Annotated in this window: 22 protein-coding genes; 7 read left to right on the top strand and 15 right to left on the bottom strand. The window is 61.4% G+C overall.

Annotation, left to right across the window (positions count from 1 at the left end; genetic code table 11):
• Positions 1–96 precede the first annotated feature (96 nt).
• The 4 genes from LH365_RS02190 to LH365_RS02175 are packed head-to-tail and all read right to left on the bottom strand — an operon-like array spanning position 97 to position 2,124.
• A complete protein-coding gene (locus LH365_RS02190; RefSeq protein WP_226744586.1) occupies positions 97–1,008 on the bottom strand; it encodes a TraB/GumN family protein in 912 nt (303 codons plus the stop codon).
• Between the two features lie 35 nt (positions 1,009–1,043).
• A complete protein-coding gene (locus LH365_RS02185; RefSeq protein WP_107875121.1) occupies positions 1,044–1,232 on the bottom strand; it encodes a helix-turn-helix transcriptional regulator in 189 nt (62 codons plus the stop codon).
• Between the two features lie 4 nt (positions 1,233–1,236).
• Complete coding sequence (locus tag LH365_RS02180; RefSeq protein ID WP_226744585.1) at positions 1,237–1,695, bottom strand: TMEM199/VMA12 family vacuolar ATPase assembly factor; 459 nt, start codon at positions 1,693–1,695, stop codon at positions 1,237–1,239.
• A gap of 24 nt (positions 1,696–1,719) precedes the next feature.
• Positions 1,720–2,124 (bottom strand): hypothetical protein, encoded by a 405-nt coding sequence (locus LH365_RS02175; protein ID WP_226744584.1) that lies wholly within the window; start codon positions 2,122–2,124, stop codon positions 1,720–1,722.
• 161 nt (positions 2,125–2,285) lie between these two features.
• On the opposite strand from LH365_RS02175, the gene LH365_RS02170 reads away from it, so the two are divergent.
• The gene (locus LH365_RS02170; RefSeq protein WP_226744583.1) at positions 2,286–3,242 is read left to right on the top strand and encodes an IS1595 family transposase; all 957 of its coding nucleotides are present in this window, start codon (positions 2,286–2,288) and stop codon (positions 3,240–3,242) included.
• 36 nt (positions 3,243–3,278) lie between these two features.
• Here LH365_RS02170 and LH365_RS02165 read toward each other — a convergent pair whose 3' ends face one another.
• Positions 3,279–3,431: a hypothetical protein gene (locus LH365_RS02165; protein ID WP_226744582.1), complete on the bottom strand. Its 153-nt coding sequence runs from the start codon at positions 3,429–3,431 to the stop codon at positions 3,279–3,281.
• Between the two features lie 300 nt (positions 3,432–3,731).
• Positions 3,732–4,229 carry a hypothetical protein gene (locus tag LH365_RS02160; protein ID WP_226744581.1) on the bottom strand — a complete coding sequence of 166 codons (498 nt, stop codon included), beginning with the start codon at positions 4,227–4,229 and terminating at the stop codon, positions 3,732–3,734.
• A gap of 321 nt (positions 4,230–4,550) precedes the next feature.
• Between LH365_RS02160 and LH365_RS02155 the strand changes: the two genes are divergently transcribed.
• The 3 genes from LH365_RS02155 to LH365_RS02145 are packed head-to-tail and all read left to right on the top strand — an operon-like array spanning position 4,551 to position 7,568.
• Positions 4,551–5,684: a GNAT family N-acetyltransferase gene (locus LH365_RS02155; protein ID WP_226744580.1), complete on the top strand. Its 1,134-nt coding sequence runs from the start codon at positions 4,551–4,553 to the stop codon at positions 5,682–5,684.
• A 1-nt stretch (position 5,685) separates the two neighbouring features.
• Positions 5,686–6,615 carry a glycosyltransferase gene (locus tag LH365_RS02150; RefSeq protein ID WP_226744579.1) on the top strand — a complete coding sequence of 310 codons (930 nt, stop codon included), beginning with the start codon at positions 5,686–5,688 and terminating at the stop codon, positions 6,613–6,615.
• Between the two features lie 2 nt (positions 6,616–6,617).
• Complete coding sequence (locus tag LH365_RS02145; protein ID WP_226744578.1) at positions 6,618–7,568, top strand: hypothetical protein; 951 nt, start codon at positions 6,618–6,620, stop codon at positions 7,566–7,568.
• Between the two features lie 195 nt (positions 7,569–7,763).
• Here LH365_RS02145 and LH365_RS02140 read toward each other — a convergent pair whose 3' ends face one another.
• Together LH365_RS02140 and LH365_RS02135 are read right to left on the bottom strand one after the other, a co-directional pair.
• A complete protein-coding gene (locus tag LH365_RS02140) occupies positions 7,764–7,976 on the bottom strand; it encodes a YodC family protein (RefSeq protein WP_226744577.1) in 213 nt (70 codons plus the stop codon).
• A gap of 177 nt (positions 7,977–8,153) precedes the next feature.
• Positions 8,154–9,161, bottom strand: coding sequence for a 2'-deoxycytidine 5'-triphosphate deaminase (locus LH365_RS02135; RefSeq protein WP_226744576.1), 1,008 nt, complete (start codon positions 9,159–9,161; stop codon positions 8,154–8,156).
• Positions 9,162–9,239: 78 nt separating this feature from the next.
• On the opposite strand from LH365_RS02135, the gene apaG reads away from it, so the two are divergent.
• A complete protein-coding gene (gene apaG / locus LH365_RS02130; RefSeq protein WP_226744575.1) occupies positions 9,240–9,665 on the top strand; it encodes a Co2+/Mg2+ efflux protein ApaG in 426 nt (141 codons plus the stop codon).
• Between the two features lie 157 nt (positions 9,666–9,822).
• The gene (locus tag LH365_RS02125) at positions 9,823–11,607 is read left to right on the top strand and encodes a bifunctional protein-serine/threonine kinase/phosphatase (RefSeq protein ID WP_226744574.1); all 1,785 of its coding nucleotides are present in this window, start codon (positions 9,823–9,825) and stop codon (positions 11,605–11,607) included.
• A gap of 184 nt (positions 11,608–11,791) precedes the next feature.
• Here the strand turns inward: LH365_RS02125 and LH365_RS02120 are convergent, their stop codons facing one another.
• From LH365_RS02120 to argH, 5 genes are all read right to left on the bottom strand, one after another.
• Positions 11,792–12,346 carry a thermonuclease family protein gene (locus tag LH365_RS02120; protein ID WP_226744573.1) on the bottom strand — a complete coding sequence of 185 codons (555 nt, stop codon included), beginning with the start codon at positions 12,344–12,346 and terminating at the stop codon, positions 11,792–11,794.
• 97 nt (positions 12,347–12,443) lie between these two features.
• On the bottom strand, positions 12,444–12,992 hold the full coding sequence (locus LH365_RS02115) for a DUF4175 family protein (protein WP_226744572.1): 549 nt from the start codon (positions 12,990–12,992) through the stop codon (positions 12,444–12,446).
• A gap of 23 nt (positions 12,993–13,015) precedes the next feature.
• Entirely contained in the window at positions 13,016–14,335 is a 1,320-nt protein-coding gene (gene lysA, locus LH365_RS02110) for a diaminopimelate decarboxylase (RefSeq protein WP_226744571.1), read from the bottom strand.
• Between the two features lie 108 nt (positions 14,336–14,443).
• Positions 14,444–14,740 (bottom strand): hypothetical protein, encoded by a 297-nt coding sequence (locus LH365_RS02105; RefSeq protein ID WP_226744570.1) that lies wholly within the window; start codon positions 14,738–14,740, stop codon positions 14,444–14,446.
• On the bottom strand, positions 14,737–16,104 hold the full coding sequence (argH, locus tag LH365_RS02100; protein WP_226745504.1) for an argininosuccinate lyase: 1,368 nt from the start codon (positions 16,102–16,104) through the stop codon (positions 14,737–14,739). Before argH ends, LH365_RS02105 begins: the two co-directional genes overlap by 4 nt.
• A 52-nt stretch (positions 16,105–16,156) precedes the next feature.
• Here argH and LH365_RS02095 point away from each other — a divergent pair, with 52 nt between their 5' ends.
• Positions 16,157–16,849: a TlpA family protein disulfide reductase gene (locus LH365_RS02095; protein ID WP_226744569.1), complete on the top strand. Its 693-nt coding sequence runs from the start codon at positions 16,157–16,159 to the stop codon at positions 16,847–16,849.
• A gap of 220 nt (positions 16,850–17,069) precedes the next feature.
• On the opposite strand, the gene LH365_RS02090 is transcribed toward LH365_RS02095, so the two are convergent.
• Positions 17,070–18,248, bottom strand: coding sequence for a DUF418 domain-containing protein (locus LH365_RS02090; protein ID WP_226744568.1), 1,179 nt, complete (start codon positions 18,246–18,248; stop codon positions 17,070–17,072).
• Positions 18,245–18,700, bottom strand: a complete 456-nt coding sequence (locus LH365_RS02085; RefSeq protein WP_226744567.1) for a hypothetical protein — start codon at positions 18,698–18,700, stop codon at positions 18,245–18,247. The genes LH365_RS02090 and LH365_RS02085 overlap by 4 nt, the downstream gene beginning before the upstream one ends.
• Position 18,701: the final 1 nt, after the last annotated feature.

Genomic DNA, 18,701 nt, shown 5'->3' with positions numbered 1-18,701 from the left:
AAACCGTTGCACACTTTTTGGAAACGGAGTTCGGCGAAGCCAATGCGCTCGAAAAACCCCGCGCCGCAACACAGGGGTTTTATTTCTGCCGATCCATTATTTCGCTGACGAATAGTCGTACAGTTCGACCTTGACGCCTTCCTTCTTGAGCAGGGCCTGCACGCTGTCCGGACCGGCCAGGTGCCCGGCGCCGACGACGATCATCTGCGTGCCCGAACCGGCCAGCACGTCCTTGATCGGCTGCACCCAGTTGCGGTTGCGGTTGACCATCACCGCCTCGTACATTTGCGGTGTCTTGACCTTCATCTCATCGATCATCAGGCTTTCCAGCGCCTTGAGATCACCCGTAGACCACGCCGTCAACATCTTACCGAACGTTTCCTTGACGTTGGCGTCCTCTTTCACGATGTCGAGCAGCGCCTTCGACTCTTCGCCGAACAGGCCGCTGGCCAGCACCTTCATCTGGTCCTCCATCGTGTCCAGCCCCTTGACCGGGAGGTTCTTGGCGCGGGCGGCATTCAACAGGGTCTTATCCACACCGGCATTCGGGTCGAAGCCTTCCTTCTGCATCTGGGCCATGACCAGCATCAGGCTGGCCAGCCACGGCTTGAGCATGACCAATTGATCGATATTGAGGCCGTACTTGCTGTAAGTGTCGCGGATGAGTTGCTGCTCTTGCGGCGTATAGGGCTTCAGCAAGCCGCCGGTGGGGTCGATGCCGTACTTCTGCACCAGAGCCGCGGCCGCCGCCTGATCGTCGAGATTGGCGACCTCAAGATAAAGGGTATCGGCGCTGTTGAAGACCTTGTCGAGACCGGGCGTCTTCCATTTCGTGTCGGCCTTCAGCAGGTGGAAGGAGCCGTAGAGATAGACGGTCGAATCGGCATCCTTGATGACCCACATCTTCGGGGCCTTTTCCTTCGCCTCGGCCACGCCCATCGGCAGGATCATGGCGGCGGAGACGAGACCGGCCATCAGGGCGCGGCGGGTGTGTTTCAGTTTGAACATGGGATACCCCCTCAAAAGGTTGGAAAGACTATAGTTCAGGGTTGAAAGATGTCTTCGATCTTCAGGCCGAAGACGTCGGCGATCTTGAAGGCCAGCGGCAGGGAGGGATCGTATTTCTCCGTTTCGATGGCGTTGACGGTCTGGCGCGACACATCGAGGCGTCCGGCCAGATCGGCCTGCGACAGATTGTGCTCGGCGCGCAGGACTTTGAGGCGGTTTTTCATAATCTCACCGGTGCCTCAGCCACCAGATGACCCAGGCGATCCCGTAACCTATGAGCATCGGCACCGTAGCGATCCCGACACCCAGTTCGACCTCCCGGCCGGCGACCCCCAGCATCTCGACCAGACGCCGCGACACCTCGCCATCGGTGAAGACGGAGACGATGTAGAAGACGCCGACGAACAGCAGCCCCGTCGAACCGCCCCAGTACCAGGCCCAGCTATGGGCCTGACGCACGGCTTCATCGACGCCCCGCCACCAGCGGATACTGTAGATCATCGCCGCGCCCATGATCAGCACACTGGCGACAAGCCCCGCTATGGTCATGACCTGCATCTTTTCGGTTTCCGGTCGGACCAGCATTATGACCGCGACCATGGCGAAAGCCGCCAGCGCTCCGATGAAGCTGAACCCCATGACGCGTACCAGAGTTCCGGCAAACGAAAGTTTCTTTATCCTGGACATGATGTCATCCTCCTTCGAAAAACCTCAGCGACGACGCAGCCACCACACGGCCCAGGCAATCGCATAGCCAGTGACCGGTGGGGCGAGCGCCGTCAGCAGGCCCAGTTCGAACAGTTGCCCTTCGTAACCGACGGTTCGGGCATAATCCGAGACAATATCCCCGCCCCCGATCTTCGAGGCGACGAAGACAAACAGAACGACCAGCAGACCGACCGAACCGCCCCAGTACCAGGCCCATTTGTGGGCCTCCTTCTGCGCCTCGTCCATGCCGCGCCACCAGAACAGACTGGACACCAGTGCGAACAGCAGGAGCAAGCCGGCCACCAGATAGACCGGCCCGTCGCGCTGGGTCAGGAGTTCCCCGCCCGAAGCGCTGTCATAGCCGATAATGCCGCCCAATATCCCCGCCATCAGCAGGAAGGCGCTCATTATCCACCCGCTCACTGATTTCATCCCCTTCATATCAAGCTCCCTTCACTTTAAGACAAGTTACCTTTACATTCACCGACGTCTTCATGTCAAGCACCCTGGACATTATGCATTTGACATACCATGGCTGAATTTGTAGTGTGTTTGCATTGGAGATAACAATGCAAACGCTCACCGACCCCATTTTCCACGATGAAGAAGCCGCCCGCGTTCATTTTGAAGCGCTGCGCTGGCCGGATGGTCGCGTTTGCCCCCATTGTGGCGTTGTCGGCAACTCAACGCTTATGCAGGGCAAGACGACGCGTCCCGGACTTTATAAGTGTAAAGAGCCTGAGTGCCGCAAACCGTTTACCGCCACGATGGGGACGATTTACGAACGCTCCCATATCCCTTTGCATAAATGGCTTCTGGCTACGCAAATCATGTGTTCGAGCAAGAAAGGCGTGAGCGCTAATCAGCTTTACCGTATGCTTGGCTTTGGCAGCTATCGGACGGCTTGGTTCATGGCTCACCGTATCCGTGAAGCCATGCTTGCGAACGATGAAACGCCTATGGGTGGCGACGGTGGCGTAGTTGAAGCTGATGAAACGTTTTTTGGGCGCGATCCAGACGCGAAGGAAAGCCGCATGGCAATCCGTTCAATGAACAAAATTGTCACGCTGCTTGATCGAAACTCAGGCAAAACCCGCAGCGTTGTTGTGAAGGAAATTACCGTCAAATCCGTGACTGAAATTCTCAACGCTAATGTCAGTGAGAAGGCCAATCTGGTTACGGATGAAGCCCATCATTACAAGACCCCCGGCAAGAAATTCTCAAGCCACAAAAGCGTCAATCATGCTCAAAAAGAGTATGTAAATAAAGAAGATAAGGCGATCACGACAAACCAGATTGAAGGATTTTTCGGCATTTTCAAGCGTGGTATGCGCGGCATTTATCAGCATTGCAAATCGCATCATTTGCGCCGTTACCTTGCGGAGTTTGACTTCCGTTATTCCAATCGTGAAGCCTTGGGCTGTGATGATACGGAGCGCGCTAACCGCGCCGTAATGGGTGTTGTTGGCCGTCGCCTAATGTATCAAAGACCTGAAAGGCAACAAGCCGTCAACGCGCTTGTCTAAGCGCCGGAAAACGCGATGGCGGACAAAGGGCAAGCGTTAAGATGCAATCGGTCTGCCAACCTTGCCCTTGGCTGTATTTTTGGGGTGATCCTTTGGTGCTGTTCCGATCATACGGCGCACGACATCATCCCGTCTGGCAGCTATTTCCGCCTCTGAAAATTCCTTGGAGTCCTTGACTTTTTCGGTCATTTGTCGTAATCTCCACGCACGAACAGGCCGATATGCTATCGCATACCAGCCTGTAAGGCGAGCCTATCAAATGGCTCTAATTTCTATCTTCTGTGGGCTTGCCACATGGGATACTCCTTCTGCCCTTTGGGCGGTTTGAGTGGACGCCAGTAAGCTTTGACCGGCCAAGGACTTTGGCTTACTGGCAAAATTGGTGTGGAGTCGGGGGGAATCGAACCCCTGGGGGAGACGCTGCAAATCGTTCCTAGGCACCAGCCTTCCGACCCCTTAAGGCCCCGCTAACGCGGGGCCTTAAACTTTCTACGAAAGCAAACCCTCCAGATCGTCGGTTCCAGTTACCTGATGGGTATGGGCGTTGGCGATTATGGGCGGAGGTAGGGTAATTCCATAAGTCGAGCGGCCTTTGCTCGTGAACCGAAACACCCCGTTTTTTACGCGCTCAAAAATGCCTTCATCCACGTATTTCATCATCGTGGCGCGCACGGAGGCGTCCTTGACCTCGACGCCCTCTTGTTTGGCTGCGCTCAGAATGTGCTCGTAGCTAATTTCGTTGAGGTGGCTGGCGCACAACCTGCCAAAGACAGCGTCCCAATGCCCTTTCGGCGCGCTAGCTGTTGATTGGCGAACGCGGGGCTTTTTAATGGGTTCGCTCACCCCCACATACTTCAAAGCCTCTTCGTAAGCGGCAATTTCAGCTTGAAGCACGGCAATTTTTTGCTGCTGCGCGCGCAGATCGTCTAGCGCAACGCTTAACGCGCCTTTTCGGTCCTGCACTAACTTTTCCAGCGGGTGTGCCATGTGAATCGCTCCGGGGTGTTGTGGTTAAAATAACGTCGCGATCCGTTAACGTCAATGCGTTAGTGGCGTTTTTTCACAATCGCCGAAAAACACAACGCACTGTGCGGTATGTTAAGTGCATAATGTCCAGCACCCTTGTCAAAAAGATTATGACGCTTGTCATTGGCGCGTCGCTTGCAGGCATCCGTTTCGCACCTGCAAAAATTCTGGTAATTTGAGCGGGTAGAAAAAAGTAACCATCCCGACACAACGAACGTTTACAGTTCGCTGTTAGGAAGACCCTTAAAAGATGGGGCCCAACAGGCCCGACCCGGAACCGGCATGACGACCTGCGATCTGATCTCTCCGCGCGACCTCAGCGAAACCGACATCGCCGCCTGGCGCGATATGGCGAAGCAGACCTTCGCCTTCGGCTCGCCTGTCCTGTCCTGGGACTTTTGTGCCGCCGTGGCGCAGGTGCGCGACGATGTGAAGGTGGCTGTGTACCGAAAAGGCGGCAAGGTCGTGGCCATTCTGCCGCACCACCGCCGCCCCGGTGCCTTCGCTCGCCCCGTCGGCGCGCCGTTCAACGACTATACCGCCCTGATCAGCTTTCCCGACACGGCCTTCCCCGCGCGCGAGGCGCTGGCTCTGGCTGGTATCCGCGCCTTTCAGGTCACCGGCCTGATCGACCCCTATGGCGCGTTTGACGGCTTTGAGGGCGAACCCGAAGACGCCTACGGCATCGACCTGACGCACGGCGAAACGGTCAACAATGTCGAAAAGAAGCACCTGAAGAACATCAACCGCCTGCGCCGCCGTCTCGAAGAGGAACACGGCGAGGTGCGTTTCGAAGTGCCCGACTTCACGCCGGAAAACTTCGAGGCCATGCTGGCCATCAAGCGCGCCCAGACGGCGCAGACCGGCATCCACGACTTCCTCTCGGCGCCGTGGGTGCAGGCCCTGATGCGCAACCTGTTCGTCAAACCGGCGAACCTCGACACGCAGCTTTACGGGCACCTGACCACGGTGACGGCCGGCGGCAAGCCGATCATCTGGCACTTCGGGCCGCGCCTCGGCGACCGCGTCCATCCATGGGTGTCGGCCTTCGATGCGGCCTACGGCGCCTATTCGCCGGGACAGATTTTCCTGCAGGGCTGTCAGACGCCGCTGCGCGAACTGGGCGTCACCTATTACGACCTGTCGACCGGTCAGCAGCATTACAAGAACGCCTTCTGCAACACCCATTCGGTCGTGCGGCATGGCCGCCTCTACGCCGCCTCCGGCGAAGGCCGCACTTCGGAAACCCTGTCGCGCCTGATGGCGCGCAGCGGCAAGGCGCTGGGCGTTTCGCATCTGACGCAGCGACTGGGCCGCCGCCTCGACCATCTGGCCAGCCTTGAACTGGACCTCGGCAGCCGCGTCAACGGCACGATCTATGCCTTCGCCAATGCCCGCAAACGCCTGAGCCAATAGCATGTCGGTCAGCCTGATCATCCCGACCTTCCGTCGCCCGGACGGGCTGAAGACCGCCCTCACCTCGGTCTTCACGCAAACCGGCGTCGATGCCGCGGTGAATATCATCGTCTGCGACAATTCTCCGGAAGGCTCGGCCCGCGCGCAGGTCGAAAGCCTCTCACCCGGCGCGGGCCAGACCCTGACCTATCTGCACGAGCCGAACCCCGGTGTGGCCAATGCCCGCAACACGGCGGTGAAGGCCGCTGCCGATCCCTTCATTCTCTTCCTCGATGACGATGAAGAGGCTCCGCAGGGCTGGGTGGCGAAGATGCTGAACGCGCAAAAAACCTACGACGCCGATGTGGTGTTCGGGCCGGTGACGGCGCGACTGAAAGGCGGGGACGCAAAGTTCCAGCCCTATTTCGAAGCCTTCTTCTCGCGCTTCGGCCCGACAGACAGCGGCCCGATCCCCGACTATTACGGCTGCGGCAACTCGCTGATCCGCCGCGAATTGTTGAGCGGCGACGAGCCCTTCGACACCAACCGCAACAATTGCGGCGGCGAGGACGACAAGCTGTTCTACGCCCTGAAACAGGACGGCGCGCGCATGGTATGGGCGGCGGACGCCTTTGTGTGGGAAGACGTGCCTGAAAGCCGCGCCACGCTGAACTACACCCTGCCGCGCGCCTTCGCCTACGGGCAGGGGCCCTCGACCTCGGCCATGGCCGGCACACCGAAAAAGCCGCTGACCTGCGCCTACTGGATGCTCAACGGGCTGGTGCAGGCGGCCGTCTTCGGCGGCGCGGGGCTGGCCCTTTATGCGGCTGGTTCGAAAGCCGCCGCGCGCCTCCTCGACAAGGCCGCGCGCGGCGCGGGCAAACTCATCTGGTTCCACAAGATCGGCTTTTACGGCACCGCCCTGCTGCGCCCCAATCCCGCCGGGAGATAGACATGATCGACATTCTCACCTGGACCGACGCGCACAAGGCGGACTTTGGCCGGGAAAACCTGACCTTCACGCACGACCTGCACAACAGCCCGCTGTTTACCGATGAGGCGCTGATCGCCCTGATTGACCGCTATCCGCGTGAAAAGCTGGAAGTCTTCACCATGGGCTACGACCCGACCAACTGGGGTCAGTGGTTCCTCGGCCGTCGCGGCGCGCATGACGGGCGCTCGCTGATGGAAGGGGTGAAGGCCGGGCGGTTATGGCTCAATCTGCGCAAGGTCAACCATTCGGACGGCGACATCGGCGCCCTGTGCGAGGCCATGTTCGCCGAAATCCGCGCCAAAACGGGTGTGAGCACGCTGAAAGAAGATCTGGGCCTGCTGATCTCCTCGCCCAACGCCCACGTCTTCTATCACCTCGACATTCCGCTGGTGACCCTGTGGCAGATCCGCGGCGTCAAGCACGTCTATGTCTATCCGCCGAAAGACCCGTACGTCTCTGATCACGACCTCGAAGGCGTGGCCTTACGCGAGTCGGATGAACAACTGCGCTTCGATCCGGCGTGGGATAACGAGGCGATGAAAGTCGAGTTTGTGCCGGGGCAGATGCTGACCTGGAAGCAGAACGCGCCGCACCGCATCGTCAATCAGGACTCGGTGAACGTGTCGCTGTCGATCGAGTTCATGACGCCTGCCGCCATCTGGCGCGCCAATGTCATCTACGCCAATGGCTGTCTTCGCCGCTGGCTGGGGCTGAAGCCCGGCCTGGCGACCTCGCCCAAATGGCTGGAACCGTTCAAGGTGGTGTTTGCGCGTCTGGTGAAAATGGTCGGCGGCTATAACGGCAACAAGTCACCGCTGACTCCGCGCTTTACGCTGGATGAAACCCGCGCCGAGGTGCTGCATTTCGACGAAGGCGTCGAGGTGCCGATTCCATCGAAGCAGGCGGCTTAGCCTCTTTTCATACCTCCCCAGCTTGCTGGGGAAGGGGACCGCACGCAGCTTGCGAAGGAAGCAAGATGCGGTGGTGGGGGTTTTTACTTAAGTTTAAAAGACTCAGCAGGTGGACATATCGCAAGACACCCCACCACCATTTACTCCGCAAATGGTCCCCCTCCCCGCACGATGTGCAGGGAGGTGTAAGCCTGTTTACAATGACGGCGACGCCACCGGCGTGGGGTCGTTCGGCGCGGCTTCCGGGGTGGCGACCATCAGTAGATCGGCCTTGAACTTGTCCGAATGACGGTCGCCGTGTTCGTCGAACCAGTCGCAATAGACATAGTTGTCGAGATCGACATTGTTGACGGTCATGGCCGGGCCGCCGGATTTGAGCTGAACCGTATCGCCGATCATATAGCCCATGATATCCTCCATGTTCTGAAAGACCATCAGGCCTGCGCGGGCGCAAAAAAGCGATAAGCACGGCGTGCGCAAACCGTAAGATTGTCAGCTTTGAGCCGAATAATAGCCGGCAAGCGCCGCAGGTACAAAAGTACCTGCAAGCGCAGACTGCGTATTAGGCGGCCAAAGATGGTAATCTTACCAAGGGCGGAAATGCTTGGACAATTTCAGGCCTTGTTTTTGGTAATGCGAACCGCCCTGTCCATAGAGCTGTTCCGGCTTGGCCACCAGCGGCTCGTAGACCAGCCGCGCCACGGTCTGACCGTGCTCCAGCAGGAACGGCGTCTCGTGGCAGCGCACTTCCAGCACGCCTTTCGAGCCGACGCCCGCCGCCTCTTCCGTGCCGAAGCCCGGATCGAAGAAGCCGGCATAGTGGACGCGGAACTCACCGACGCTGGGGTCGATGGGCAGCATTTCGGCGGCTTCGTTGACCGGGATGACCACGTCGGTTTGCGAGGCGAGGATGTAGAACTCGCCCGGATCGAGCAGCAACTGCCCCTTGTTCTGGTACAGCGGCTCCCAGAAGTCGCGCGGATTGTGCCCGTCGACGTGGTCGAGATCGATGATGCCTGCGTGACGGCGCGCGCGATAACCGACCAGATCGCCGGTCATCAGGTCCACGCCGCAGTCGGCGGTGTAGAGCTTGGGCACCTCGCCGGTCTTCAGGCGCAACTGGTTCAGCCGCGTGCCGGTACGGGCCAGAACGGAAAAGGTCTGCGGCGCGATTTCGACATAGATCGGGCCCTTATAGCCTTCGCGCACATCGTCGAACAGATCGCCATAATCCGACAGCAGGCGCACGAAGACATCGACCCGCCCGGTCGAGCTTTTGGGATTGGCGCGCGCCGAAACCCCGGCGGGCAGGCTTAAGAACTCCTGCAATTCCGCGATATAGACGCAGCCTGATTCAAAGACCGCGCCGCGCGTCAGGTCCATCTCGTGCATCATCACATCGGGCAGTCGATCCATAACCCGCTTGCCGCGCGGCAGATACGAAGCCCGCACCCGCCAGGCGCGCGCACCCAGCCGCAGGTCGATCGAGGCCGGCTGGATCTGATCGGCGTCGAGCTTCGAAGCGCTCATGATGGCGCTCTGATCGACCAGATCGCGGATGGATTGCAGCGGCAGGATACCGGAGGCCGTCATCAGGAATCGCAACTTTCACTCAGGATTGGGGAGGCATTTAAGCGGCTCATACGTAATGCGCAAAGAAAAACTGACACCGTGACCAAACCACCCTATCGTGACCGCATGATCTATACCGCCACCACCGACGGCGTGACTGTCAGCGTCCGCGTGCAGTTCGTACCGCGCAGCGATGACGCCGTCCGCGCCCACAAATGGCTGTGGGCCTACCACATCACCATCGACAACGCCTCGAACCGCTCGATCCAGCTCAAGACCCGTCACTGGCGCATCACCGACGCGCTCGGCCGCGTGCATACGGTCGATGGCGAGGGCGTGGTCGGCGAAACCCCGCGCATCGATCCCGGCGACAGCTATTCCTATGCGTCGAGTTGCCCGCTCGACACCGATTCCGGGACCATGGGCGGCCATTATATGTGCGTGGCGGATGACGGCGAATGGCTGGCGGTGCAGGTGCCGCTGTTCTCTCTGGACGCGCCGCAGCCGAAACGGACTTTGAACTAGGTTTAAATACCACAGGCCAAGCGCCTCCGCCGACATCGCGCGCTTTGGCTTTGCGTTTCCGCGTTCTTTCGTTTTATCGTTCTGTCACAGAAAGATGAACGTCCGTCTTTCATGACTCCCGGTTCACTGGGGAGGCATGAAAACAACAGGAAACTGCATGGCCACCCTGCCTACCGCCACCCGTCTCAAGGCCGCCGTCGGCTTCGCCACCCATATCGGCCGGCGCGAAGACAATCAGGACTTCGCTGCCTCGTGCCTGGCCGACGACGGCTCTCACCACGGGCTGGTCGCCGCTCTGGCCGACGGCGTCGGCGGGCGCAAGGGCGGGCGCGTCGCCGCCGAACTCAGCGTGCGCTCCTTCATTGACGACTATCTCAGCCAGACCGAAGCCCTGTCGCCGCAAAAGACCGCCGGGCGGGCGCTGGAAAGCATCAACTACTGGATACACCGTCAGGGCCAGAAGGACGAAACCGTGCGCGGCATGAGTTGCGCCTTCACCGGCGTGGTCATCAAGGGCAACCGTCTGCACTCCTTCCACGTCGGCGACACGCGCCTCTACCGCTGGCGCGAGGGCTATCTGGGTCAGATGACGCAGGACCACAAGCCTGAGGGCGGCGAGGATTCGCCCTACCTCACCCGCGCCATCGGCTTCGAAGAAGTGGTGCGTATCGATTACCGCATCCACGACATCTTCCCGCACGACCGGCTGCTGCTGTGTTCGGACGGGATGCACGGCAAAGTCTCGGAAAGCCAGATCAACGCTGTCCTGTCCGAGCGCCATTCCGCCGACGACACGGCGCAGACACTGGTCGACATGGCCATCCACAACGGTGGCGACGACAACGCGACCGTGCTGGTCATCGACGTGTTCGAACTGCCGCCGGCGACGGTCAAGGATCTCGACGCCGCCATTTCGCGGCTGCCCATGCGCGAGCCGCCGGAGACGGGCGAAACCATCGACGATTTCAAGCTGGAAGCCATGCTGGCCGATGGCATGTACAGCCGCGTGTTCCGCGCCCGCGACCTGTCGGCGACCGGCCCGCAATCGACCGTGGTGCTCAAATTCCCCAAGCCGCACAATCTGGGGGCCGAGACTCTCGCGCGTCAGGCCTTCGTGCGCGAAACCTGGGTGGCCAGTCGCGTGCAGCACATCTGGATCGGCTCGGTCCTGCAACTGCCGCCCAAGCGCCAGACCTGCCTCTATGTCGCCCAGCCCTTCTATGAAGGCGAGACGCTGGAAAAGCGCCTGTCGCGCAAGCCGGCGATCGGCCTGAACGACGGCATCGACATCGCCACCAAACTGGCCAAGGCGCTGGGCTCGCTGCACCGGGCGGGCGTTATCCACCGCGACGTTAAGCCCGACAATATCATCCTGCTGAAAGACGGCGGGCTTAAGCTGGTCGATCTGGGCTTTGCGCGTTTGCCGGCGCTGGATGAAAAGACCGGCGTGCTGCCGCCCGGCACCAATAACTATATGGCCCCGGAACTGTTCGACGGTCAGTGGGGCGACGAACGTTCGGACATCTTCGCCCTGGGGGTAACATTGCACCGAATGTTTACCGGCGGCAGCTTCCCCTATGGCGAAAGCGAACCCTTCACCAAGCCGACTTTGAAACGCCCGGACCTGCTGACCCAGAAGCGTCACGACGCGCCGGGCTGGCTGGAAAGCCTCATCCTTCAGGCACTCGCCCCCAATCCGGACGAGCGGTTTCAGGACGGGTTTGAAATGGCCTTCAAGCTGGAAACCGGGTCATACGGCGCCAATCCGGCCTCGATCCGCAAGGTGTCGCACTTCCACCCGGCGCGTCCGTGGCAGATCGCCACGGCGGTGCTGGGGGCGCTGGTCTTGCTGCTGGGGGCGATGCAGTTGGGGGTGATCGACGGGCCGTCGGGCGAAGAGGTCAAGGCGTTTCTCAGGGAGCACGGGTTTCCGGACCTCTAATCTTCCTACACCAGGTACATTCTCCTCCCTACGCTTTAGCGTGGGGAGGTGACAGCGAGCGAAGCGAAGCTGACGGAGGGGGATTACGCCATAATTTCAGGGGACTACGTCCTTAGTCAGTTTTTGCGCCATCCCCCTCCGGCGCTTCGCGCCACCTCCCCATGCCTTCGGCACAGGGAGGAGATTATTTGCCGTGCCGGAAATCTTCCGGCGCTTCGAACCCATAGGCCCAGGCACCCCGCTTGGCTGCCCTGGCTGCCGCTTCATCCGCCACATAGCGCTGCGAATAGCGGCGATAGGCCACGGCCAGACCGGCCTGCACCTGTACTGCCCCCAGATCGCGACCTTCCACCGCGCAATGGGCCAGTATCCGTCCATAACGGTCCTCGCCCTGCGGCTCACAGCTTACATCTCCAGTCGCCACCAGCTTGCGCAGATTGTCTCCCGCCGCGGCCCCACACGCGAAATCTCCGCAACGCTGGTCGTATTCGAAGGCATCCACGCCTTCCAGCCGTATCTCGACGCCTTCGATGCGTAAGGAGTCACCATCTATGGCCTCGGCCTCGCCCATAATAGCCGCGTGGGACAGCGATGGCGCGGGCCCGGCCTTCTGTGCAGGCATAGGCAGGAAAAAGCCGGCTATACCGGCCAGCACGATCACCCCTGCCGGGATCAGCCAATAGCGGCGTTTAGACCCGCTGCGACGCGGCGGCGGATTATTCAGATAGTCGCGGCGCATGACCGCTGCCTCCCCGTTTTCGGGAGTATCGCAAAGAAACGCTCCCAAGAAAACCCTCAGGGCGCATCTCAAAAAATGAGGCCGTTTCAGGCGTGGATTAATAGACCGAAGCGACGCTGACGGGCTTGGCCTCGACCACCACCGGCGCAGGCTTTTCCAGTGGCAGGTACCCCCCGGCGATCTGCGCCAGCGGCACCGGCCCTTGCAGCAGATAGCCGAAGCCGACCAGAATGAGCATCAGGTAGCGCAGGGCCAGCGGATCGCCCTTGGCCAGTCCGGCCTTGGCCTTGCCGATCTTCAGCGACGGCTGTTTCGCCTTATGGCGCAGACCGATCAGCACTTCCGGCTGCACGCCGTTATCCAGCGCCAGACGCGTATTAATCTCGGTGAAACTCGGCTGTTTGAACCCACGCAGGTTCAGCACGGCGGCGATGAGCGCCAGCACGACACCCGCCGCCAGAACGGCCATGTGCACGATCGGATCGAGGGCGGCGAACAGGCCCCACTGCGCGGCCACAGCGATAGCGAAAGCCAGCAACAGGAACGGGGTCAGGGCGGGCAGGATCTGTTCCCAGACCATCACCGCGCGCGTCCAGAACAGCGCCCGGTTCAGCTTCGACAAGGGTTTTGTCCGTTGCAGCTTCATGCCGTCCCCCAAAGACCGCTTTTCTAGTCGGCGGCGCGTACCGTATGCGGTCTTAACCATTCCGGCAAGACCTCGCGGCCCATCATTTCCTCATAGGAAGGCCGAGGACGCACCACTGCCCAGTTCGTGTCACGCACCAACACCTCAGGGGCGAGCGGACGCGAATTATATTCGCTGCCCATCACCGCGCCGTAGGCGCCTGCCGACATGAAGGCGACCAGATCACCGGCCTTCAGCGCCGGCATTTCGCGGCCGCGCGTGAAGGTGTCGCCGGTTTCGCACACCGGGCCGACCACGTCATAGGTGCCCGTCTCATGGGTCTGGCCCGCCACCACGGGACGGATGTCGTGATAGGCGTCGTACATGGCCGGACGGATCAGGTCGTTCATCGCCGCATCGACGACGAGGAATTTCTGCCCCGAATCCTCGCGCTCGTGGACGTGGATGACGCGCGACACCAGAATCCCGGCATTGGCGGCGATCAGACGACCCGGCTCGAAGGTGTAGCCTACGCCCAGATTACCGACGGTCAGCGCCACCATCTGCGCGAAATCGGCCGGCGCGGGGGGTTCGGGCATGTTGAAATAGGGCACGCCCAGCCCGCCGCCGAGATCGAGGCGCTCGACGCTGAGACCACCGGCGCGCAGCTCCTGCACCCAGCCCTTCATCTTGGAGAAGGCCGCCTGCATCGGCGCAAGGTCGGTGATCTGGCTGCCGATATGGCAGGCGATGCCCATGGGGGCGATATGGGGGTCCGAGGCCGCCTGACCGTAAAGAGCGATGGCTTCGCGCGCCGAAACGCCGAACTTGTCCTTGGCCCCGCCCGTGGTGATCTTGGCGTGACCGCCCGCGCCGACGCCCGGATTGATGCGGATGACGATGGGCGCGATCAGGCCGAGCGAGCCGGCGACGCGGCTCAGGCGTTCCAATTCGGGCTTGGACTCGACATTGAGCTGATAGATGCCGGCCTTCAGCGCGAAAGCCATTTCCTCGTCGGTCTTGCCCACGCCGGAGAAGACGATGCGCTCGGCGGGGATGCCGGCGGTCAGGGCCTTGCGAATCTCGCCTTCCGACACGGTGTCGGCGCCTGCGCCCTGTTCAGCCAGGGTTTGCAGCACGGCCAGATTGGAATTGGCCTTGGTCGCATAGGCGATCAGCGGCGCTTCCTTCTTGGGGCTTTGCAGCGCCTCCTGCCCCCATAGAGCCTGAGAGAAGACCTGAAAATGCCGCTCCAGCGTGGCGGAGGAATAGACGTAGAGCGGCGTACCCACGCGCTCGGCCAGCTCGCGGACAGAGACGCCCTCGGCGTGCATTTCGCCGTCACGGATATCGAAATGATTCATAAGTGCAATGGAATCCTATGGAGACGAAAAAAGAGCCCCCACCACCGCATCTCAGCTAACGCTTCGTGCGGTCCCCCTCCCCAGTAAACTGGGGAGGTATAAAACGGTTTACTGGCGCTGGGCGTTGCCCGTGCCTTCGAGCGGAGCGTCGGCGACCTTGCTGTTCTGCTGATAAGGGTCCGGCATTTCGTTCTTGAATTCCTTGCGCGGCAGGGCGCGTTCCGTCGCCTTGCCTTCGGCCTGCGCCTTCTTCTTGGCGGCGACCTCGTCCTGAGCGCGCTTGCCCCACAGCGGCGGCGCGCGCTCCAGATCGCCCTGCTTGGCGCAGGCGGTGAGGCCCATACCGGAAACCGCGGCCAGCAGAAGCGCGGCCTTCACAAACGAACGCGAAACGGTACCGGTCATGCCAAAATTTCCTTCCAACGCTGGATCTGTTCGCGCACCCGCACAGGCGAAGTGCCCCCATAGGACAGGCGCGAAGCCGCAGAGGCTTCGGGCGTCAACACACTATACACATCTTCGGTAATCCCTGCTTCCAGTTTTTGCAGGTCGGCGAGCGACAGTTGCGCCAGGTCCACACCCTGCCCTTCGGCCAGCTTGACCGCTGCGCCGGTGACGTGGTGGGCGTCACGGAAGGGCATGTTGAGGTGGCGCACCAGCCAGTCGGCCAGATCGGTCGCCGTCGAGAAGCCCGAGGAGGCGGCCGCCTTCATGCGGTCGAGATTGGCGCTCAGGTCGCGCACCATGCCGGTCATGGCCGCCAGCCCCAGATCGAGCGACTCAAAGGCCTCGAACACCGGCGGCTTGTCTTCCTGCATGTCCTTGGAATAGGCCAGAGGCAGACCCTTCATCACGGTGGTCAGGGCGATCAGCGCCCCGTTGATGCGGCCCGTCTTGGCGCGCACCAGCTCAGCCGCATCAGGGTTGCGCTTCTGCGGCATGATGGAGGAGCCGGTCGAGAACGAGTCCGACAGGCGGACGAAGCCGAACTGCGGCGTGGTCCAGATGACGATTTCCTCGGCCAGACGCGACAGGTGCCCGGCGCAGATGGCGGCGTGGCTCAAAGATTCCAGCGCGAAGTCGCGGTCGGACACGCCGTCGAGCGAATTGGCCGTCGGGCGGTCGAAGCCCAGAGCCTCAGCCGTCATGTGGCGGTCGATATTGAACGGCGAACCGGCCAGCGCCGCCGAACCCAACGGATTCTCGTTCATGCGTTTGCGGGCGTCTTCAAAGCGCGTGGCGTCGCGCCCGAACATTTCGACATAGGCCATCAGGTGGTGGCCGAAGGTCACGGGCTGCGCCGGCTGAAGGTGCGTGAAGCCCGGCATCAGGGCGTCGGCATAGTCTTCGGCGCGCGCGACCAGCGCCTTTTGCAGGTCGCGAAGCTGGGCGATGGTGTAATCCACACGGTCGCGCACCCACAGACGGAAATCGGTCGCCACCTGATCGTTGCGCGAACGCGCCGTATGCAGACGGCCCGCCGTCGCGCCGATCAGTTCGCGCAGGCGCGCCTCGACATTCATATGGATGTCTTCGTATTCGGCGCGGAAAGGGAAGGTCCCGGCTTCGATCTCGGCGATGATGGTTTGCAGGCCGCCGTCGATCTCCTGAGCGGCTTCGGCGCTGATGATGCCCTGTTTGGCCAGCATGGCGGCGTGGGCGCGCGATCCGGCGATGTCCTGCGCCCACAAACGTTTGTCGACCTCGATCGAGACGTTGATGGCTTGCATAATGGCGTCAGGTTGGGCAGAGAATCGTCCACCCCACATTTTCTGACCTTGCGTATTCGGGGTCTGCGCGGGCTTTTGGGACGGATCGGACATGACTGAGCCTTCAGACGAAAAAACGGACACGGCGAACGCCGAAGCGCAGGCCCCACAATCGCAGCGGACCAAACCGCCCCGCCGGTTGAAATTCAACCTGATCGTCGCGGGACTTCTGGTCCTGATAATCGCCGTCTCCGTAGCGGCTGTGGTGCTGTTCCGTCAAGCCGAGTCTGAGGGCACGGTCGCCGCCGAAAGCGGTCCCGTAGCCGAAGGCCCGCTGAAGGCCTACGCCACCGGTGCGCTGGCCAAGCTGGAGACCCACGCCGCACCGCGCCCCATCGAAGACATCAGCTTCCTCGATGGCGCGGGCAAGCCGGTCAAGCTGTCGGATTTCAAGGGTCGCGTGGTGGTGCTCAACATCTGGGCGACCTGGTGCGCGCCGTGCAAGGTCGAGATGCCGACCCTGTCCAATCTGCAAAAGGCCTACGACCCGCAAACCGTTCTGGTCCTGCCGCTCAGCATCGACAAGGCCGAGGAAAAGGCCAAGGTCGAGGCCGAACTGAAGCTCAGCGGCGACCTGCCCGCCTATATGGACTCGGAGATTCAACCGATGACCAAATGGGGCATTGTCGGCATGCCGACGACCATCATCCTCGACAGGAACGGTCGGGAAGTCGCGCGCCTCAGCGGCGAGGCCAAGTGGGACGCGCCCGAGGTCAAGGCATTGGTGGATGCGGTGGCGAAGTAATAGCTCTTATACCTCCCCAACTTGTTGGGGAGGGGGACCGCACGACGCGCGCAGCGCTAGATGCGGTGGTGGGGGTTCTTACCTTATTCCAGCAAGCGAATGGGTGGGGAGGTTCGCAAGACACCCCACCACCACGCCCTCTGGGCGCGGTCCCATCGCTGGCGAAAGCTATACTTCCGCTGGCGCTATACCCCGCACTTCGTGCAGGGAGGTATGAGATTTAGCGAATAGCCACCCAGCGGCCGTGGCTCAGACACCGCCAGACCCACTCGAACGGACCATAGCGAAACGCCTTCAACCACACGGCGCTGAACACGATCTGGAACAGCCAGATGCCGAGCACGATCGGCACCATATGCGACAGCGACACCTGCCCGTATAGCCCCAACCCGCGCCCGCCATAGAACACCGCCGTCATGATCAGCGACTGGCTGAGATAGTTGGTGAAGGCCATGCGCCCCACCGGGCTCAGCAGGGCATTGACGCCCTTCAAAACCGGCACACGACTGATCAGCATCAGGGCGCTGGCGTAACCCATACTGACGAAAATACTGAAAAACTCCGCCGCCGCCCGGTGCGAGCCGTAGATTTGCGGCTCAGGAAAGTTTTCGCGCAGGATGATCAGATTCTGCCAACCTATCACCGCCAATGCCGCCGCGCCGACGACCACGGCGCCCAGATGCCAGCCCGTCTTCTTCGGGTCGAAATAACCGACCCTGTAGAGCCCCAGCCCGATCATCATCAGGCCGATGACCTTGGGTGCGAAGACAGCGATCTGCGAAAAAATGCTCATCGCCCACATGACGAAATTGGCGTGCAGGGACTGCGCGAAACCGCCCTGCATCAGGCGCAAGGTGTCAGCGAAGTTCAGGCCGTCGCTGCCGCTGATCGCCTTGCCCAGTTCCTCGCGCGGCACAAAGCTCAGTATGAGGCCAGACCCCACCACCATCAGCCCGCCGATCAGCCACGCCACAAACCCCCAGCGCAGCAGGTGCGGCGTGCGGATGGTCAGGACGAAGAACAGACCGCACAGGGCATACATCAAAAGAATATCCCCGACCCAGATGGCCGCGCCGTGCGCCACCCCGATAGCCGCCAGCCAGACCAGTCGGCGAAAGCGCACGGTCCGGGTCACCGGCGTCGCGGGGTCGTCCTTTTGCCCGACCAGAAACAGGCTGATCCCGAACAGCATGGCAAACAGGGTCAGGCACTTGGATTCGAAAAAGGTATGGATGATCCACCAGACCTGACGGTCGGCCTCGGTCAGCGCGACCGTCGCCCGCGCCGGGTTCATATAGACCTCCAGCGGCCAGCCGAAGGCCGGCGCATTGACGATCAATATGCCCAGCAGTGCGAACCCGCGGATATAGTCGAGCGCGGGCTGACGGGCGGTGGTCACGCGACGGCCTCATCCGTAAGGCGCGGCGGGCGACCCAGCAGGATCATCTGGAACAGGATGGCCGACGGCAGGGCCAGCAGCACCTGACTGACCACCATGGGGACGGCGACCAGCCCGAAAACCAGCATGTTCTTGAGGCTGAACTCGAAGTTCTGGCTGAAGGTCAGGTTGCTGAAGGCCATGAACGAGCCGAGCGCGCAGACCAGAAAGGCACAGCCCAGCACATGGAGAACGGCATGGAAGCGGTTCTTCGGTCCCTGAATAAGCCACAGCGACGCGGTGCAGACCATCCAGAACAGCGACAGGCCCATCTGGCGCGCCCCTTCGGCGGCCGCCAGAAATCCCTGCGCGGCAAACAGGCGTGCGGCAAACCACACGCAGGCGTGCAGCAGCGTCGCCGCCAGCAGCGCCAGGACGAACCACAGGAAGAGCGGGCGGCGGGCCGTGAGCAAG

The organism is Asticcacaulis sp. AND118 (assembly GCF_020535245.1).
Classification (GTDB): Bacteria; Pseudomonadota; Alphaproteobacteria; order Caulobacterales; family Caulobacteraceae; genus Asticcacaulis.
This window is presented reverse-complemented; position numbering and strand designations above follow the sequence as displayed.

Excerpts from the sequence above, each read along its gene's own strand:
- LH365_RS02190 (WP_226744586.1), bottom strand. The coding sequence starts at position 1,008 with ATGTTCAAACTGAAACACACCCGCCGCGCCCTGATGGCCGGTCTCGTC.
- LH365_RS02185 (WP_107875121.1), bottom strand. The coding sequence starts at position 1,232 with ATGAAAAACCGCCTCAAAGTCCTGCGCGCCGAGCACAATCTGTCGCAG.
- LH365_RS02180 (WP_226744585.1), bottom strand. The coding sequence starts at position 1,695 with ATGTCCAGGATAAAGAAACTTTCGTTTGCCGGAACTCTGGTACGCGTC.
- LH365_RS02175 (WP_226744584.1), bottom strand. The coding sequence starts at position 2,124 with ATGAGCGCCTTCCTGCTGATGGCGGGGATATTGGGCGGCATTATCGGC.
- LH365_RS02170 (WP_226744583.1), top strand. The coding sequence starts at position 2,286 with ATGCAAACGCTCACCGACCCCATTTTCCACGATGAAGAAGCCGCCCGC.
- LH365_RS02165 (WP_226744582.1), bottom strand. The coding sequence starts at position 3,431 with ATGACCGAAAAAGTCAAGGACTCCAAGGAATTTTCAGAGGCGGAAATA.
- LH365_RS02160 (WP_226744581.1), bottom strand. The coding sequence starts at position 4,229 with ATGGCACACCCGCTGGAAAAGTTAGTGCAGGACCGAAAAGGCGCGTTA.
- LH365_RS02155 (WP_226744580.1), top strand. The coding sequence starts at position 4,551 with ATGACGACCTGCGATCTGATCTCTCCGCGCGACCTCAGCGAAACCGAC.
- LH365_RS02150 (WP_226744579.1), top strand. The coding sequence starts at position 5,686 with ATGTCGGTCAGCCTGATCATCCCGACCTTCCGTCGCCCGGACGGGCTG.
- LH365_RS02145 (WP_226744578.1), top strand. The coding sequence starts at position 6,618 with ATGATCGACATTCTCACCTGGACCGACGCGCACAAGGCGGACTTTGGC.
- LH365_RS02140 (WP_226744577.1), bottom strand. The coding sequence starts at position 7,976 with ATGGGCTATATGATCGGCGATACGGTTCAGCTCAAATCCGGCGGCCCG.
- LH365_RS02135 (WP_226744576.1), bottom strand. The coding sequence starts at position 9,161 with ATGACGGCCTCCGGTATCCTGCCGCTGCAATCCATCCGCGATCTGGTC.
- LH365_RS02125 (WP_226744574.1), top strand. The coding sequence starts at position 9,823 with ATGGCCACCCTGCCTACCGCCACCCGTCTCAAGGCCGCCGTCGGCTTC.
- LH365_RS02120 (WP_226744573.1), bottom strand. The coding sequence starts at position 12,346 with ATGCGCCGCGACTATCTGAATAATCCGCCGCCGCGTCGCAGCGGGTCT.
- LH365_RS02115 (WP_226744572.1), bottom strand. The coding sequence starts at position 12,992 with ATGAAGCTGCAACGGACAAAACCCTTGTCGAAGCTGAACCGGGCGCTG.
- lysA (WP_226744571.1), bottom strand. The coding sequence starts at position 14,335 with ATGAATCATTTCGATATCCGTGACGGCGAAATGCACGCCGAGGGCGTC.
- LH365_RS02105 (WP_226744570.1), bottom strand. The coding sequence starts at position 14,740 with ATGACCGGTACCGTTTCGCGTTCGTTTGTGAAGGCCGCGCTTCTGCTG.
- argH (WP_226745504.1), bottom strand. The coding sequence starts at position 16,104 with ATGTGGGGTGGACGATTCTCTGCCCAACCTGACGCCATTATGCAAGCC.
- LH365_RS02095 (WP_226744569.1), top strand. The coding sequence starts at position 16,157 with ATGACTGAGCCTTCAGACGAAAAAACGGACACGGCGAACGCCGAAGCG.